Source organism: Bacillus sp. FSL R7-0646, assembly GCF_037969865.1.
GTDB lineage: Bacteria > Bacillota > Bacilli > Bacillales > Bacillaceae > Bacillus > Bacillus licheniformis.
On the sequence record NZ_CP150217.1, the window covers coordinates 3,986,623 to 4,001,012 of the forward strand.

14 protein-coding genes are annotated in these 14,390 nt (G+C 45.7%); 5 read left to right on the plus strand and 9 right to left on the minus strand.

What is annotated here, in order from left to right:
* The 4 genes from argF to MKY62_RS20700 all read left to right on the plus strand — a co-directional run bounded on the left by argF (position 1) and on the right by MKY62_RS20700 (position 4,227).
* Positions 1–1,008, plus strand: coding sequence for an ornithine carbamoyltransferase (gene argF / locus MKY62_RS20685; RefSeq protein WP_003186448.1), 1,008 nt, complete (start codon positions 1–3; stop codon positions 1,006–1,008).
* Between the two features lie 53 nt (positions 1,009–1,061).
* Positions 1,062–2,468 carry an arginine-ornithine antiporter gene (gene arcD / locus MKY62_RS20690; protein ID WP_003186450.1) on the plus strand — a complete coding sequence of 469 codons (1,407 nt, stop codon included), beginning with the start codon at positions 1,062–1,064 and terminating at the stop codon, positions 2,466–2,468.
* 21 nt (positions 2,469–2,489) lie between these two features.
* A complete protein-coding gene (arcC, locus tag MKY62_RS20695; protein ID WP_003186452.1) occupies positions 2,490–3,440 on the plus strand; it encodes a carbamate kinase in 951 nt (316 codons plus the stop codon).
* A 109-nt stretch (positions 3,441–3,549) separates the two neighbouring features.
* On the plus strand, positions 3,550–4,227 hold the full coding sequence (locus tag MKY62_RS20700; RefSeq protein WP_003186457.1) for a Crp/Fnr family transcriptional regulator: 678 nt from the start codon (positions 3,550–3,552) through the stop codon (positions 4,225–4,227).
* Between the two features lie 51 nt (positions 4,228–4,278).
* Here MKY62_RS20700 and MKY62_RS20705 read toward each other — a convergent pair whose 3' ends face one another.
* From MKY62_RS20705 to MKY62_RS20745, 9 genes are all read right to left on the minus strand, one after another.
* The gene (locus tag MKY62_RS20705; RefSeq protein ID WP_003186459.1) at positions 4,279–5,715 is read right to left on the minus strand and encodes a glycoside hydrolase family 1 protein; all 1,437 of its coding nucleotides are present in this window, start codon (positions 5,713–5,715) and stop codon (positions 4,279–4,281) included.
* Positions 5,716–5,737: 22 nt separating this feature from the next.
* A complete protein-coding gene (locus MKY62_RS20710) occupies positions 5,738–7,057 on the minus strand; it encodes a PTS transporter subunit EIIC (protein ID WP_003186460.1) in 1,320 nt (439 codons plus the stop codon).
* Positions 7,058–7,213: 156 nt separating this feature from the next.
* The gene (locus MKY62_RS20715; protein WP_003186462.1) at positions 7,214–8,605 is read right to left on the minus strand and encodes a DUF4179 domain-containing protein; all 1,392 of its coding nucleotides are present in this window, start codon (positions 8,603–8,605) and stop codon (positions 7,214–7,216) included.
* Positions 8,575–9,144, minus strand: a complete 570-nt coding sequence (locus MKY62_RS20720; protein ID WP_016886390.1) for a sigma-70 family RNA polymerase sigma factor — start codon at positions 9,142–9,144, stop codon at positions 8,575–8,577. Before MKY62_RS20720 ends, MKY62_RS20715 begins: the two co-directional genes overlap by 31 nt.
* Positions 9,145–9,232: 88 nt before the next feature.
* Entirely contained in the window at positions 9,233–9,862 is a 630-nt protein-coding gene (locus MKY62_RS20725) for a 4Fe-4S single cluster domain-containing protein (protein WP_009329887.1), read from the minus strand.
* Positions 9,862–10,527 (minus strand): helix-hairpin-helix domain-containing protein, encoded by a 666-nt coding sequence (locus MKY62_RS20730; protein ID WP_011198440.1) that lies wholly within the window; start codon positions 10,525–10,527, stop codon positions 9,862–9,864. The genes MKY62_RS20725 and MKY62_RS20730 overlap by 1 nt, the downstream gene beginning before the upstream one ends.
* A complete protein-coding gene (locus tag MKY62_RS20735) occupies positions 10,520–10,738 on the minus strand; it encodes a DUF2997 domain-containing protein (protein ID WP_009329890.1) in 219 nt (72 codons plus the stop codon). The genes MKY62_RS20730 and MKY62_RS20735 overlap by 8 nt, the downstream gene beginning before the upstream one ends.
* 11 nt (positions 10,739–10,749) lie before the next feature.
* Positions 10,750–11,193 carry a hypothetical protein gene (locus MKY62_RS20740; protein ID WP_009329892.1) on the minus strand — a complete coding sequence of 148 codons (444 nt, stop codon included), beginning with the start codon at positions 11,191–11,193 and terminating at the stop codon, positions 10,750–10,752.
* A 16-nt stretch (positions 11,194–11,209) separates the two neighbouring features.
* Positions 11,210–12,874, minus strand: coding sequence for an AAA family ATPase (locus tag MKY62_RS20745; protein WP_009329895.1), 1,665 nt, complete (start codon positions 12,872–12,874; stop codon positions 11,210–11,212).
* A 139-nt stretch (positions 12,875–13,013) separates the two neighbouring features.
* Between MKY62_RS20745 and pepT the strand changes: the two genes are divergently transcribed.
* On the plus strand, positions 13,014–14,246 hold the full coding sequence (pepT, locus tag MKY62_RS20750; protein WP_003186466.1) for a peptidase T: 1,233 nt from the start codon (positions 13,014–13,016) through the stop codon (positions 14,244–14,246).
* The last annotated feature ends 144 nt before the right edge of the window (positions 14,247–14,390 follow it).

Here is a 14,390-nt window from a genome sequence, read left to right on the forward strand (position 1 = left end):
ATGAACCAAACGATTAATTTAAAAGGCAGAAGCTACTTAGCTGAAAAAGATTTTTCAGAAGAAGAAATCCTCTATTTGCTCGATCTGGCCCAGAAACTAAAAGAAAAAAAAGCACAAGGCATCAGGCATCGCTATTTGGAAGGCAAAAACATCGCTTTGCTGTTTGAAAAGCCTTCTACAAGAACGCGCTGCGCTTTTACGACAGCCTGTATCGACCTCGGTGCGCATCCCGAATATTTGGGCAAAGACGACATTCAGCTCGGCAAAAAAGAGTCGATCGAAGACACGGCCAAAGTTCTCGGCCGCATGTTCGACGGAATTGAATTCCGCGGATTTGAACACGAAAAAGTGATCTCACTGGCAGAGCATTCCGGTGTGCCGGTATGGAACGGGCTGACCGATTTATGGCATCCGACGCAGATGCTTGCGGACTTTATGACTGTGAAAGAACATACGGGACGCGTAAAAGGCGTCAAGCTCACCTATATCGGCGACGGCCGGAACAATGTCGCCAACAGCCTGCTCATCGGCGGCGCAAAAGTCGGCATGGACGTAAGAATCTGTTCGCCTCAAGAGCTTTTCCCTGATCAGGACATCGTTAAAATGGCGGAAGCGTTCGCTGAAGAATCCGGCGGAAAAATCACCGTTACAAGCAATACAGATAAAGCCGTGTCCGGAGCCGACGTTCTGTATACGGACGTCTGGGTATCCATGGGGGAAGAAGACAAGTTTGCAGAAAGAATCAAACTGCTCAAGCCTTATCAAGTGAATATGGATCTCGTCAAGAAAACAGGCAACGACAACGTCATCTTCCTGCACTGTCTGCCTGCCTTCCACGACCTTCATACAACCTACGGACAAAATGTTTACGAACAGCACGGCCTTAAAGAAATGGAAGTGACGGACGAAGTGTTCCGCAGCAAACACTCTAAAGTGTTCGATGAAGCTGAAAACCGCATGCACACGATTAAAGCTGTCATGGCAGCGACGCTCGGCGATCTTGACTGACAGGAAAAGGGACTCATTCCCTTTTCCATTCTAAACCGAATGAGGTGACAAAAATGGCGGAAGAAAAAAAACTTGGGCTGTTTGCGCTCATCGCGCTTGTCATCGGATCGATGATCGGCGGGGGCGCCTTCAACCTTGCAAGCGACATGGCTTCAGGGGCGGGGGCGGGAGCCATTTTAATCGGCTGGATCATCACCGGAGTCGGCATGATTGCCCTGGCATTCTCTTTCCAAAACTTGACGACGAAAAGGCCTGATTTAGACGGCGGTATTTTCACTTATGCCCGGGAAGGATTCGGCCATTTCATGGGCTTTAACAGCGGCTGGGGGTACTGGTTCGCAGCCCTTCTCGGCAATGTCGCATATGGAACGCTGCTGTTCAGCGCAATCGGATATTTCATCCCTGCGTTTGGAGACGGACAAAACATCGCATCAATTATCGGTGCAAGCGTGATCCTCTGGTGCGTGCACTTTTTGATCCTCCGCGGTGTTCAGTCCGCTGCCATGATCAACTTAATTACGACCATTTCAAAACTTGTACCGATTTTCGCTTTCATTATCGCCATTATCTTTGTGTTTCATCTTGATTTATTTACGAACGATTTCTGGGGAAAAGGGCTGTCGCTCGGTTCCATCGGAACACAGGTCAAGAGCACGATGCTGGTGACCGTCTGGGTGTTTACCGGAATTGAAGGGGCCGTCTTATTTTCAAGCCGGGCCAAGAAATCAAGCGATGTTGGCAAAGCGACTGTCATCGGCTTGATCAGCGTACTCGTGATTTACGTCATGATTACGATGCTGTCGCTCGGCGTCATGAATCAGCAAAACTTGGCCGAGCTTCCGAATCCTTCAATGGCCGCGATCATGGAGCATATCGTCGGCAAATGGGGAACCGTGCTCATCAACCTGGGATTGATCATTTCCGTATTGGGCGCCTGGCTGGCCTGGACATTATTCGCGGGCGAACTCCCGCTGATCGCGGCACGCGAAGGGGTCTTCCCGAAATGGTTCGGCAAAGAAAATAAAAACGGTGCGCCGACAAATGCGCTGACTTTGACAAACGCCATTATCCAGCTGTTTTTGCTGACGTTTCTCATTTCAGATGCGGCCTACCAGTTTGCATTTTCCTTGGCTTCCTCGGCCATCTTGATCCCGTATCTGTTTTCCGGGCTTTATCAGCTTAAATACAGCTGGCTGCACAAAGAGCCTAACCGGGGCAAAAATCTCATCATCGGCATCATCGCAAGCATATACGGCGTCTGGCTCGTATATGCCGCGGGACTTGATTACCTGCTTTTGACCATGATTTTATACGCTCCCGGCATTCTCGTATTCCGGGCTGTGCGCAAAGGAAAAGAAGGCCCAGTCTTCAATAAAGCCGAGCTTTTGATTGCCGCCCTGATTCTTGTATTGGCCGTGATCGCCGTGATCAGACTGGCTTCGGGAAGCATTTCAATTTAACAAAACAGAGGTGATTATTAAATGAAAAAAAGAAAAATTGTCGTCGCACTTGGCGGTAATGCCATTCAAACCGGAGATGCCAGCGCAGAAGCGCAAAAGCGCGCGCTTGAAGAAACGGCCATGTATTTGGCGGATATGATCGACAGCGGCGCTGAATTAATCATCACGCACGGAAACGGCCCGCAGGTCGGAAACCTGATGATCCAGCAAAAGGAGGCGGATTCTCCGAAAACGCCGGCCATGCCGCTTGAAACCTGTGTTTCGATGACCCAGGGAATGATCGGCTATTGGCTGCAAAATGCCCTTGACCGGGCGCTTCACGCAAAAGGGAAAGGCGGACATGCGGCAACCGTCATCACCCGCGTCGCCGTTCGAAGCGATGATGAAGCGTTCCGCAACCCGACAAAGCCGATCGGTCCATTTTACAGCGAAGAAGAAGCGAAAGAACTGATGAACAGCCGAAACGGCGGCCTCGTTTTTAAAGAAGATGCCGGAAGAGGCTGGCGCCGCGTCGTACCGTCTCCGGCCCCGGTATCGATTCTTGAACACGATGTTATCAATGATCTTGTCGAACACGGACATATCGTCATTGCAGCCGGCGGCGGAGGCGTTCCCGTCATCGAAAACGGCGATGCCGTCTCCGGTATTGACGCCGTCATCGACAAAGACTTTGCAGCCTGCAAACTGGCGGAGCTTGTGCAGGCTGACGAACTGGTCATTCTAACAGGTGTCGACTATGTTGCCGTCGATTATTTAAAGCCGACAGAACGTGCGCTGAAACGCGTCACCACCGAAGAACTGAAAGGTTATATAAAAGAAAAGCAATTTGCAGAAGGAAGCATGCTGCCAAAAGTCAAAGCAGCCATTCAGTTTGCTGAAGCTAAAAAAGGCAACAAAACGGTCATCACATCCCTGAAATTAGCCAAAGACGCTCTCCAAGGAAATGCCGGCACGATTGTCGTCCAAGCCTAAATGCAAAAGGAAGGGCTCAGGGAGGGTTCTTCCTTTTGCCAATCGTCAAAAACAAGTAAAATTTAAAGTATATAGCCGCAACATAAGAAAATCGATAAGGGTGGTCCATATGAAGAACAAAGACATCGTACATCAGCTGAAAAAGTTTCCTCTTCTCGCTTCCCTGAATAAAAGAGATCTGGAAGATATGAAACAGTTTATCTATTGGCGCTCTTACCATAAAGGCCAGATATTATTTATGGAAGACGACCCCCGGGAACGAATGTACCTTCTTCTCGACGGCTTTATCAAACTCGAAAAATCAAACGAAGCCGGATCCATGTTTTATACCGACTATGTACGTCCTCATACCCTCTTTCCATTTGGAGGCTTGTTTCGGGATGAGCATTATCACTATGCCGCCGAAGCCTTAACAGATATTGAACTCTACTATATACCCATGAACATCTTCGAAGATCTCGTCCGGGACAACAAAAACCTGCTTTACGATATTCTCAATCATTTATCAGACATCCTTGCCCTTCACGAGGAAAGGCTGAAGCGCATCACACTCTCCCATGCCCACGACAGGGTTACACAAGCCATTTATTATTTAACCGAAAGCCTCGGTCAAAAAGAAAGCAACTCAACCGTCATCAACTGTCCGATCACCGCTGCCGAAATCGCCAAAATCTCGGGGACATCCCGCGAAACCGTCAGCGCCGTCCTGAAAAAGCTCCGCTGCGAAGGCGTTATCAGTCAAATGAACAAGCAGATCATGATCAATCGGCCGGAATATTTTATGTAGGCATATATGAGAAATCATCCCGGCGACAAGCGGGATGATTCCCCGCCGTTTTTATTTATACCGGAATTCCTCTGTTTCAAACCGTCTGTTTTTGATGATATCCCGATAAAAGCAAGCCGATTTTTTCAGCGCCCTGCTGCGGTTGTTCTCCAATCGAATCTCGACAAGGCCGTAGCGGTTTTTAAAGGCGTTCATCGGAGAGACGTTGTCCGTGAATGCCCAAAGCATATATCCTTTGCAGTTTGCGCCGTCGGCGATCCCTTTCATCGCCTCTCGCAAATGGGCTGAAATAAAATCGATTCTGTAGTCGTCCTGAATGACCCCCTCTTCATTTTTAAAACGCTCTTCATGTTCGACGCCCATGCCGTTTTCAGCAATCAGCCATTCGATATTTCCATACTCATATTTAAGTCTCATAGCCATATCGTACACAATGCGCGGGCAGATCTCCCAGCCTCTGAACGGATTCATCTTTCTGCCTGGCAGCTCAAAGGGCTCATAGTAATAAGCAGGATGAAAAGGCGTCGATTCATTCCATTGCCTTGAAGGCGCTTGAACTCTCTTCGGATAATACAGGTTCACACCGACAAAATCGACCGTATTCCGCTTGATGACGGAAAGCTCTTCTTCATCATGGTCAAAAAGGATGTCGTGTTTGGCCATGAGCTCCATCAATTCATCGGGATAGACGCCTTTTATGCTCGGATCTAAAAAAACCCTGTTAAAAAACAAATCATAAACTTGGGCCGCTTTCTGATCATGGGGCGCACTTGACCTCGCATACGCGACCTCAGGATTTAAGATGACGCCGATTTTTGCGCCTTCTCTAAAACTGGGCTTCCTTTTCCGGAAAATTGCCACGGCCTTTGCTGTCGCCAGTGCTTTATGGTAGTTCCACTGCATCCATTTTTTCGTGTTCTGCTCGTACGGATAGCGAAGTGCGTCAAGGTAGATCCGTGTTTGCGGCACGATCGGTTCATTAAAGGTAAACCAGTATTTCACCCTGTCCCCATACCGTTCAAACGCTTTTTCTGCATAAGCCGCAAATAAGCCAACCACGTGTTTTGATCCCCATCCGCCATACTGTTCCAGCAGGACAGCCGGGATTTCGTAGTGCTCAAGACAAAGCATCGGTTCTACTCCGCATCTCTTCAGCTCATCGATGACGTCATCAATGTAGCCTGCATACACCTCGTCAACTTCGGCGGTTTCATAATCCAAAAGAAACCGCGACCAGTTAATGGATGTCCGGTAGTGGGTTAGCCCGATGTCTTTCATATATTGAATATCTTCTTTGTAGCGGTTATAAAAATCGGTTGCCACAGCCGGTCCGTATCCGTCATGCCATACATCAGGATCATTTTTGTACCACATATCCAAATAGGAATCCTGTGTCGGCCGCTTCCCGTCCCACCCCTCTGTCTGCCACGCCGACGCTGCTGCGCCGAGAATAAAATCGTCGGGAATCTTCCACGTTTGTCTGGCCATCTCATTCACACCTTTCTTTGCTTTACATAGACACATTTTTTTCAGAACTAATCGTAAAGGTCCGATTCAATAAAATAACAAACGGAAGATAAATAAGGACGGAGACGATGATGCATACGATTTGTGTGACGACGGCACCGAGGCTTCCTCCTGTTGACAGCCAGGCATTGATAATCGGCGGTGTCGTCCACGGCACCATGACAACGGCTTTTCCGGCAAAGCCCGCCGCTGTCGCGATGTAACCGATCGCACCCGTCACAAGCGGCGTCACAATAAATGGAATCGCCATTAACGGATTCAGCATGACGGGAACCCCAAAGATGACCGGTTCATTGATATTGAAGATGCCGGGACCAAACGAAATCTTTGTAATGCTGCGCAAATCCTCCCGTTTCCCCGCGATAAACATCGCGATCAACAGACCGATTGTGACGCCGGATCCGCCGATGCTCATGTACACATCCCAAAACGGCATCGTAATGATATTCGGAATCGATTCGCCGGCTGCGTATGCATTCATATTGACGGTAATCGAAGCGAGCAGCAAAGGCTCCCTGATCGGCTTCACCATCTGGTTTCCATGTATGCCGATCACCCAGAAAAACTGTGCGACAAACACCAGCAAGAGAATGCCGGGAAGACCTTGAATCGCGCCCTCAAGCGGCTTTTGCACGACATTGTACACGGCTTCATGAAGATATACCCCCGTCAGCCGATGAAACGCAAATCCGAAGCTGGCGATGATCGTGACGGTAATAATCGAAGGAAATAAAGTGCCGAATGATACAGAGACATTTGCCGGCACGCTGTCCGGCATTTTAATCTTGAGCCGGTCCATGCTTGACAGCTTGCTGAAGATTTCAACAGACACAATCGAAATAAACATCCCCAAAAACAGCGACTTCGGATCCGTAAATTCCTTGGCCAGCACGTTAACTACTTCCTGCATCGAACCGTTCACTTCCAACAGCACCGCCGATGGAATGACAGAGATATAGGACATGAGCGCCATCAAGCCGGGAAAAAACGATTCATGCCCATTCAGCTTCCCGAGCTCAATCCCGATCAAAAACACCGCGCCGATCGTAATAAAGTTCAGCGTCGCATAATTGATTGACGCCATAATCGGCTCAAGCGCAGACAAGAACCGAAAAGGCCTGAAAACCGCAAGTCCCGTCTCGGGGCTCATCACCATATTCTGCATCAAAACCGCAAACGCCCCGGCAATGATGACCGGCATCAGTGTGACAAACGCCGACTTAATGACCATGATATATTTGAAACTTGTAATTTTAAAAGCGACCCGCTCAAACATCTCAGTCACCTTCGCCATCCTGCTCATTTACTCTCCCCCTTTTTTGGTGGTTTGCTTTTACTTTACAATGAAAACGCTTTCTTTTCGGTGCATATTTTTTCCTTTGGGAGAGGAAATTTTTCAGGTTGGACGGCCAGCAAAGCAGACAACCCGCCGTTTCACTGAAACAGCGGGTCATATATTTTACTGTGGCAACTGCACTTTGATCGGCTTAAACGGTGTAGAATAAAATGCGCTTAAATAACCAAATTCGACATCAAGCGAATATCGGTCAAGGCTGAAGTTTTTCGCTCCAAATTCACCATCTAACGTAAAGTCTGATCGGAATCGGAGCTTTTTAGGATCAAGCACTTTTGTAAAATTACCTTTTACGCTGTGTCCCATCGGCGCTTCGTCAATGCTTTTATAAGCAGAATCAACCAGTGACATCGTTTCTAAAAAGTTTTGCATGCTGTCAATATCAATCTTAGATTGATCGACATGTTTCAGATGATAGTCGACAGACAATTTACTTCCGTTTTGTTTCACCTGATCAACGGCAATCTGGAAGTCATGACGGTCAGCGCTCAGCGCGGCGGGCGTTTTTGTGAGAGGCAGCGTCTTTTCGGAATCGCCCATACTGCTGCTCGCCTCAATCTTGAGGTGTTTTGTTCCTTTATTCACTTTTCCAAGGATCAGCCTTTCTTCGTGACGAACCTTGTTTCCGTTCTTTGTACTGTCCGTCGTCCACTGCCCGCCACTCAAATAAGGAATTTCATTTCCTTTATCATCGGTCACTTTTATAACCGATGTACGATCGTTCGGATGTTCCTCTGAATTGGATACTTCATAGTCGATGACAGTCGATTCTTTTCCGAGAATTACCGTTTTTACGGCGAGCTTATGGCCATCAGCCGATTGTGTATTGTTTTTGGTTATGTGGAGCGTTTTATACGGCAGTTTATCAACCGGAATGTCGAACTTCCATTTCCCTCTGATTCCGTTAATATTTGTGATCGTAACCGGGAGTGTCAGTTTATCGGGAATATGTTTGTCTGGATAGCCTACTTGAATGTAGCCGGTATAGCCGTCCTCTGTTTTCTTCAAGTCTCCTTGAGAAGCGATAGCCCATTTGCGCTCGCCATTAAATAATGTGAAATGAATCATTCTCGCTCCATCATCTAAATCTTTTCTTGTATCGCTTTTCACCTTAAACGTCATACCGATGATTCCGCCGTCAAAATAAACGCTTGTAGCTGTCACGTCTATGTTGTTGCTGGACGCTTTCTCGTTCAGTTCAGTGACAAGCTGGCCCGCCACCAAGTTTTGGCCGACATAGTCATGGAATTGTTGATACGCTTTTCCAATCAGCGGGACGTCAGCCAACACGCTTTGCATCGCTGGGGAAACGAAGCCGCTACCGAGAAGGAGCACGGCGGCCGCGCTCGAAACAAAAACAGTCCTTTTCACGGCGCGCTTCGGCCGAAACGTTTTTTCCTGCTTGGCCCGCTTGATGCCTTTATCAATCGATTCGCGGATTTCTTTTGTAGGGACATCGATCTTGTTTACTTCGTTTTTGAACCGTTGTTTGTCCATGCGTCTTCTCCCCCAGTCAGTAGTTGTTTTAATTCAAGCTTCGCTCTTTTCAGATAGGTCTTAACGGTTCCTTCAGGAGCATTCATCACCTCGGCGATATCATGAATCGGCAGGTCGTGATAATAAAATAAAATGATGGCGGTTTGATATTCTTTTCGCAACTGCTGAACAGCTTCAAGCATCCCTATTCTGTCGTCCGCATGCATCTCCTGCTCCCGGCCTTCGTCCTGCAGCGGCCTGTCCATTAAAACCACTTTCTTTTTCTTGTCCAATATGGCATATGCATGATGAATGAGGATTTTCGTCAGCCATGTCAAAAAGTATTCGGGATTCTTCAACTGGGCAATCGATAAAAATGCCTTGTACGCCGTTTCCTGTACGATATCTAACGCGTCCTCCTTATTTCGCACATATATGTAAGCTGTTCTGTAAAGCTGTTCGCTGTGCTTTTGAAACAGCATTTCAAAAGCTTTGGCGTTGCCTGCGACAGCTTTCTTAACTAATCTGATTTGCTTCACTGCTGCGCCTCCTTCAAACATTAGAGAGGAGAAATGATGAGAAAAGTTTCAGAAAGATGGTTTTTTTCACATAAAAAACCCGCTTTAGGTAATATAGCGGGTTCAAATGTTAGTTTCTGTTGGAAACTTTATGTTTAGATAATTCTTCGTATAAACTTTGCAATTGTTCTTGACGAATCATTCCGTTGATTGAAACTGTGCCATCGGGTTCTAACCGAACTTCTATTTTATTTGAAATTGATTGAAGCTGACCTTCAAGATAACGATATCTCTCAGTCAAAAAATGATATCGTTGATTAGAGGAACCTGTCCATGGCCGGCTTAAATCTATATTTTCTTTTTCGAAAGGACCATCAATGAACAAATCAGTCAATTCAAGTAACTCTAGCTGGCCCTTTCGTGGATTCGACTTTATATCTTCCAAGTATCTGCCGCTAAAGGTCAAAATAGAAAGTCCAGCAATTTTTATTTTATCCGCAAGTTCTGCAAGGGCTTCCGCTTGATCCATTGGCTCACCACCAAGAAATGTTACACCTTCAATATTGTTTTCTTTTTTTGAATCAACAATCTTTTTAAAGAGGTCGTCTACACTGATGTCTTTTCCACCCTTGTCAGACCATGTCCACGGTACTCCGCAGCCTTCGCAGCGTACCGAACATCCCTGCACCCATAAACACGCCCGTTTACCGGGTCCTTCTGCTTCAGTAAGCGGCAAAAAACGATGGATTCGTATTTTCATTAAATATCCAAAACCCTTCCTTCAGCATTCTCATCTTTTCTATCCCTTCGGTCAACTGGTTTAGAGAATGAGAGATACGGCTCTACCTTCAAAAGCACATGCGGCTTCAATCCTAACTGTTCGCCGAAATGATCAATAGATGAAAAGCCACCGATTTCTTCACGCATGGCGACCGCTTTTTTGGCGAGGATAATTCCCAACTGCGGAATCGAAGCGATGTCTTCCACACTCGCTTGATTAATGTCTATTTTCCGTTCCGATTGTTTATCGGTTTGGCTCGTTCGAGCCGCGGCGGTCTCTGGATACTCATTTTTCAGAGATTTACGCAGCTGATCTATTTCAGCGCGTTTCAACTGTTGAATGGACTCTAACCGAATTAAAAACTCCGGCCGCACTTTTAAAGCGTGAACAATTGAGACACCCCAGCCGATGATCAAAAGAACCATGGCCGCATTGAATAAAGGTGTTCCATTAGAAAGAATAGTGAATAAAAAAATAGCAAAATAGATCCATCCGGCAATTAACCATTTTTTTTGTTTTGCCCGAGCGAAAATATAGAAAAAAGAAACCCAATTTAAAAAGCCAAAAGGAGTAAATACAAATAGGACCCATATGGATTGAAACAGCTCCCATTTCACTCCCTTATTGGTATATCCATTAGCCATTACGGTGCCCCCTTATAATTTGCTGATGCCTCAAAACATCAACCTGTTCCGTCTCAAAGTATTCCGCCGTATATGATGAATCAATCGTTTCAGCCTCAAGCAGCTGTTCCAGAACTCGAATATAATCTCGGCATTTCGGTCCTTTAATCCCTTTTGTTTCCACATTAATTTGACCATCCTGCTGAATTTCAACAATAATTCGCTGACTCATGAAATGCCTCCTTATCCATTCACCTTGAACGTCAATACCACCGAATTCTCATTTGTCACCGTTTCATTTTCTAAAACCAATCCTTCATGTTCGGCCTTTTCTATAAGTTTCAAATATGTTTCCTGCTGCAATATCCGTTTGTACTCCTCTTCAATTTGATCAATAAATTCCCGCGCCTGGTTTTTATCAACTGAACGATCAAATGCAGCTTTAAAGGTGCCTTCTTCTGTCAAATGGAAAGTTACAGCTGAATCTTCCATGATTGCTTCGACGTTTGTTGTTCCAAGCTCGATCGTCTTACATCCATTTTGGTCAAGCGCTTTTTTGAGAAGGTCTTCATCCTTCATAACGGTAGGCATTGTATAAAGACGGCCTGATTCGTTTTCTGCCAAATAGGATGCAATCGCTTGGGTCGCTGCAATCGCAACTGGTAATAAAACAATTTCAATACTCATGCTTTGACACCTCTTCCTAAAACTCTACAGCTCTGCCACCCCGGCTTGTATGTAAATCGGCATCTTTATCACGCGGATTTTCGTCATCTTTCTTTAGCTGAATAGATTGGTATTCCTTCAGATCTTCCTGACGGGCAGCCGATACAGCCCGAAGACTTGCCCATTCCCGAATTGCAAGAATTTGCTCTGATTGCGTAACAGCCAAAGGAACAGTCTGCTTAATCACTTTCTCAAGATCCTCAACCGTTAAGCTTCGATTTTCAGAAAAGGCTTCAAATAATGCAGAAATTACGACTTGTTCGATTTCAGCACCAATAAATGATTCCGTCAGTTCTGCAAGCTTGTCCAAGACAGGTGGTTCTATTGAAAAATTCCCGGCAGCTTTCGGGTTTGTTAGCCTCTTTTCAAGATGGATGCGAAAGATTTCTTTTCTTTCTTTTTTCGTTGGCAGATCAACAAAAAATATCTCATCAAAACGTCCTTTCCTTAAGAATTCGGGCGGAAGAGCGTCTATATTATTTGCAGTTGCTATCACAAATACAGGCTTTGATTTTTCCTGCATCCAGGTTAAGAAATTCCCAAGCACTCTCTTCGAAGTCCCCCCGTCTCCAGCTGTTCCGCTATTCCCCAATCCTTTTTCAATCTCATCGACCCACAAAATAGACGGAGAAATGGCCTCTGCCGTAGATAAAGCGTTTCTCATATTTTCTTCACTGCTTCCGACAATGCCGCTGAATATTTTTCCCATGTCCAATTTTAAAAGAGGAAGCTTCCACATAGAGCTGACAGCTTTAGCAATTAAGCTTTTTCCGCAGCCGGGAACCCCCGTTAATAGAAGACCCTTAGGGGATGGCAGCCCATAGTCCTGAGCGGAGTCCATCCATGACTTGTTTCTTTTATTCAACCAACGTTTGATATTTTCCAATCCACCTACATCCTGGATATTTGGTTCACTTTTAATAAACTCTAATACGCCGGTTTTTTTAATGATTTGCTGCTTTTCAAAAAGAATTTGATCAACGCTATCCGAATCTAGACGCCCTTTGCTTACTAGCGCCAGTGCAAACGCATTTTCTGCTTCTTTTAAAGTTAATCCCAGTGCTGCTTTTACTAGGCGTTCTTCTTCGTCCTCAGTCAAGCTAACGATTGCCCGATTTTGCCCTTGATTCATTTCGATCATTTTCTTGAGCGTTTCTTTAATTTCTGCAAAGCTGGGCAATTGAAACTCTACAATTGTGATGTCCTTTTCCAATTCAGGAGGAAGCGTTAATGTTGGCGCCACAAGCACAACATTTTTGGAAACAAGACTCTTTTCCAATACAGAGACAAGATCTTTCATTTTACGAATCAAACGGTATTCAGGGGGGCGATTATTTGCACCCAAATAAACATAAAAATCCTTCAATATAAAGACTGCTGGCTGATCATATTTTTCAATGAACGCCAAAGCCTTTAACGGGTCTTTTGTTTCGGCTGATGGAGGCATTCCATTGCTTTCAAACCCTTTGGTTAAACTCCAAACAAATAAGGTTCTTGGTGTTCTAATCAATTCTGTATCCGAAACAATATGACTCAGTTGATCTATGACACGTTCTTCTTCCCATGTAGAAATATACAGGAACGGAAAGCGGGCCCTGAAATAATTCGCTACTTCTTTTCTAAAGTGATGATATCCTTCCATTTTTCTCCCTTTCTATTGACCTATTTTTTATTATTATACTAAATTTTTCCACAACAGGAATAAAAGATTTCAATCCTCCCATTCGCCTTCTCTAAATGATAAGATTAAAATAAAACCAACAATTGGAGATGAAGGAAACATGAAGAACAAATTGATTGAACGCCTCATTTCTTATGCGAAAGTGGATACGCAGTCAAATGAAAACAGTCAGACGACGCCTTCCACTCCCGGGCAGCTGGCGCTTGCCAATATGCTTGTCGAAGAGCTGAAAGAGATCGGCATGAAGGACGTCACAATCGATGAAAACGGCTATGTGATGGCGACGCTTCCTTCGAATACAGAAAAAGAGGTGCCGACGATCGGTTTCTTGGCTCATGTGGATACAGCAACAGATTTTACCGGAAAGAACGTCAATCCGCAGGTTATCGAACAATACGACGGAAAGGATATTGTGCTGAATGAATCCCTCAATGTCGTCTTATCGCCCAAGGAATTCCCCGAGCTAGCAGATTATGCGGGACATACGTTGATTACAACCGACGGAACGACTTTGCTCGGCGCCGACAATAAAGCTGGGATCTCTGAAATCATGACGGCAATGGAATATTTAATTGCGCACCCCGAAATCAAACACGGGAAGATCAGAGTCGCTTTTACACCTGATGAAGAGATCGGCAGAGGGCCGCACAAGTTTGACGTCGAGGCGTTCAATGCCAAATTCGCGTATACGGTTGACGGCGGACCGCTTGGCGAACTGCAGTACGAAAGCTTCAATGCCGCAGCCGCGAAAATCACTTGTAAAGGAACGAACGTCCACCCCGGCACAGCAAAAGGAAAAATGGTCAATGCCGCCAAAATCGCGATGCAGTTCCACGCCGCATTGCCGGAAAACGAAGCTCCTGAATTTACAGAAGGTTATGAAGGCTTTTATCATCTGCTTTCAATCAAGGGCGATGTTTCTGAAACGAGCCTCTCTTATATCATTAGAGATTTTGACAGAGACCGATTTAACGAGAGAAAAGACACCGTCCAAAAAATCGCAAACAACCTTAAAGCGAAATACGGCGAAAACAGCGTCACAGTGGACATGAATGATCAATATTACAACATGAGGGAAAAGATCGAACCGGTCAAAGAGATTGTCGACATTGCCTATAAAGCGATGAAAAACCTTGATATTGAACCGGTCGTTAAACCGATCCGCGGCGGTACAGACGGCTCTCAGCTCTCATATATGGGGCTTCCTTGTCCGAACATTTTCACAGGCGGGGAAAACTTTCACGGAAAATACGAGTATATTTCCGCCGACAATATGGTAAAAGCCGCGAATGTCATCGTGGAAATTGTGAAGCTGTTTGAAGAAAGAGCTTAAACGAAAAAAGCGGAAAGCGGCTGCAAGACAAAGCAGCCGCTTTTTTTTCCAGATCAATCTTTATCTGCGCTTTGCTGAAATTAGAACATGTTGCAAGGCGGTTTCTTTTTGGAGCGGGATAAAGCCAATTAACATCTCACCGAT

What these genes read in the sequence shown, in the direction of transcription:
- argF (WP_003186448.1), top strand. Translation starts at nt 1, where the DNA reads ATGAACCAAACGATTAATTTAAAAGGCAGAAGCTACTTAGCTGAAAAA.
- arcD (WP_003186450.1), top strand. Translation starts at nt 1,062, where the DNA reads ATGGCGGAAGAAAAAAAACTTGGGCTGTTTGCGCTCATCGCGCTTGTC.
- arcC (WP_003186452.1), top strand. Translation starts at nt 2,490, where the DNA reads ATGAAAAAAAGAAAAATTGTCGTCGCACTTGGCGGTAATGCCATTCAA.
- MKY62_RS20700 (WP_003186457.1), top strand. Translation starts at nt 3,550, where the DNA reads ATGAAGAACAAAGACATCGTACATCAGCTGAAAAAGTTTCCTCTTCTC.
- MKY62_RS20705 (WP_003186459.1), bottom strand. Translation starts at nt 5,715, where the DNA reads ATGGCCAGACAAACGTGGAAGATTCCCGACGATTTTATTCTCGGCGCA.
- MKY62_RS20710 (WP_003186460.1), bottom strand. Translation starts at nt 7,057, where the DNA reads ATGAGCAGGATGGCGAAGGTGACTGAGATGTTTGAGCGGGTCGCTTTT.
- MKY62_RS20715 (WP_003186462.1), bottom strand. Translation starts at nt 8,605, where the DNA reads ATGGACAAACAACGGTTCAAAAACGAAGTAAACAAGATCGATGTCCCT.
- MKY62_RS20720 (WP_016886390.1), bottom strand. Translation starts at nt 9,144, where the DNA reads ATGTTTGAAGGAGGCGCAGCAGTGAAGCAAATCAGATTAGTTAAGAAA.
- MKY62_RS20725 (WP_009329887.1), bottom strand. Translation starts at nt 9,862, where the DNA reads ATGAAAATACGAATCCATCGTTTTTTGCCGCTTACTGAAGCAGAAGGA.
- MKY62_RS20730 (WP_011198440.1), bottom strand. Translation starts at nt 10,527, where the DNA reads ATGGCTAATGGATATACCAATAAGGGAGTGAAATGGGAGCTGTTTCAA.
- MKY62_RS20735 (WP_009329890.1), bottom strand. Translation starts at nt 10,738, where the DNA reads ATGAGTCAGCGAATTATTGTTGAAATTCAGCAGGATGGTCAAATTAAT.
- MKY62_RS20740 (WP_009329892.1), bottom strand. Translation starts at nt 11,193, where the DNA reads ATGAGTATTGAAATTGTTTTATTACCAGTTGCGATTGCAGCGACCCAA.
- MKY62_RS20745 (WP_009329895.1), bottom strand. Translation starts at nt 12,874, where the DNA reads ATGGAAGGATATCATCACTTTAGAAAAGAAGTAGCGAATTATTTCAGG.
- pepT (WP_003186466.1), top strand. Translation starts at nt 13,014, where the DNA reads ATGAAGAACAAATTGATTGAACGCCTCATTTCTTATGCGAAAGTGGAT.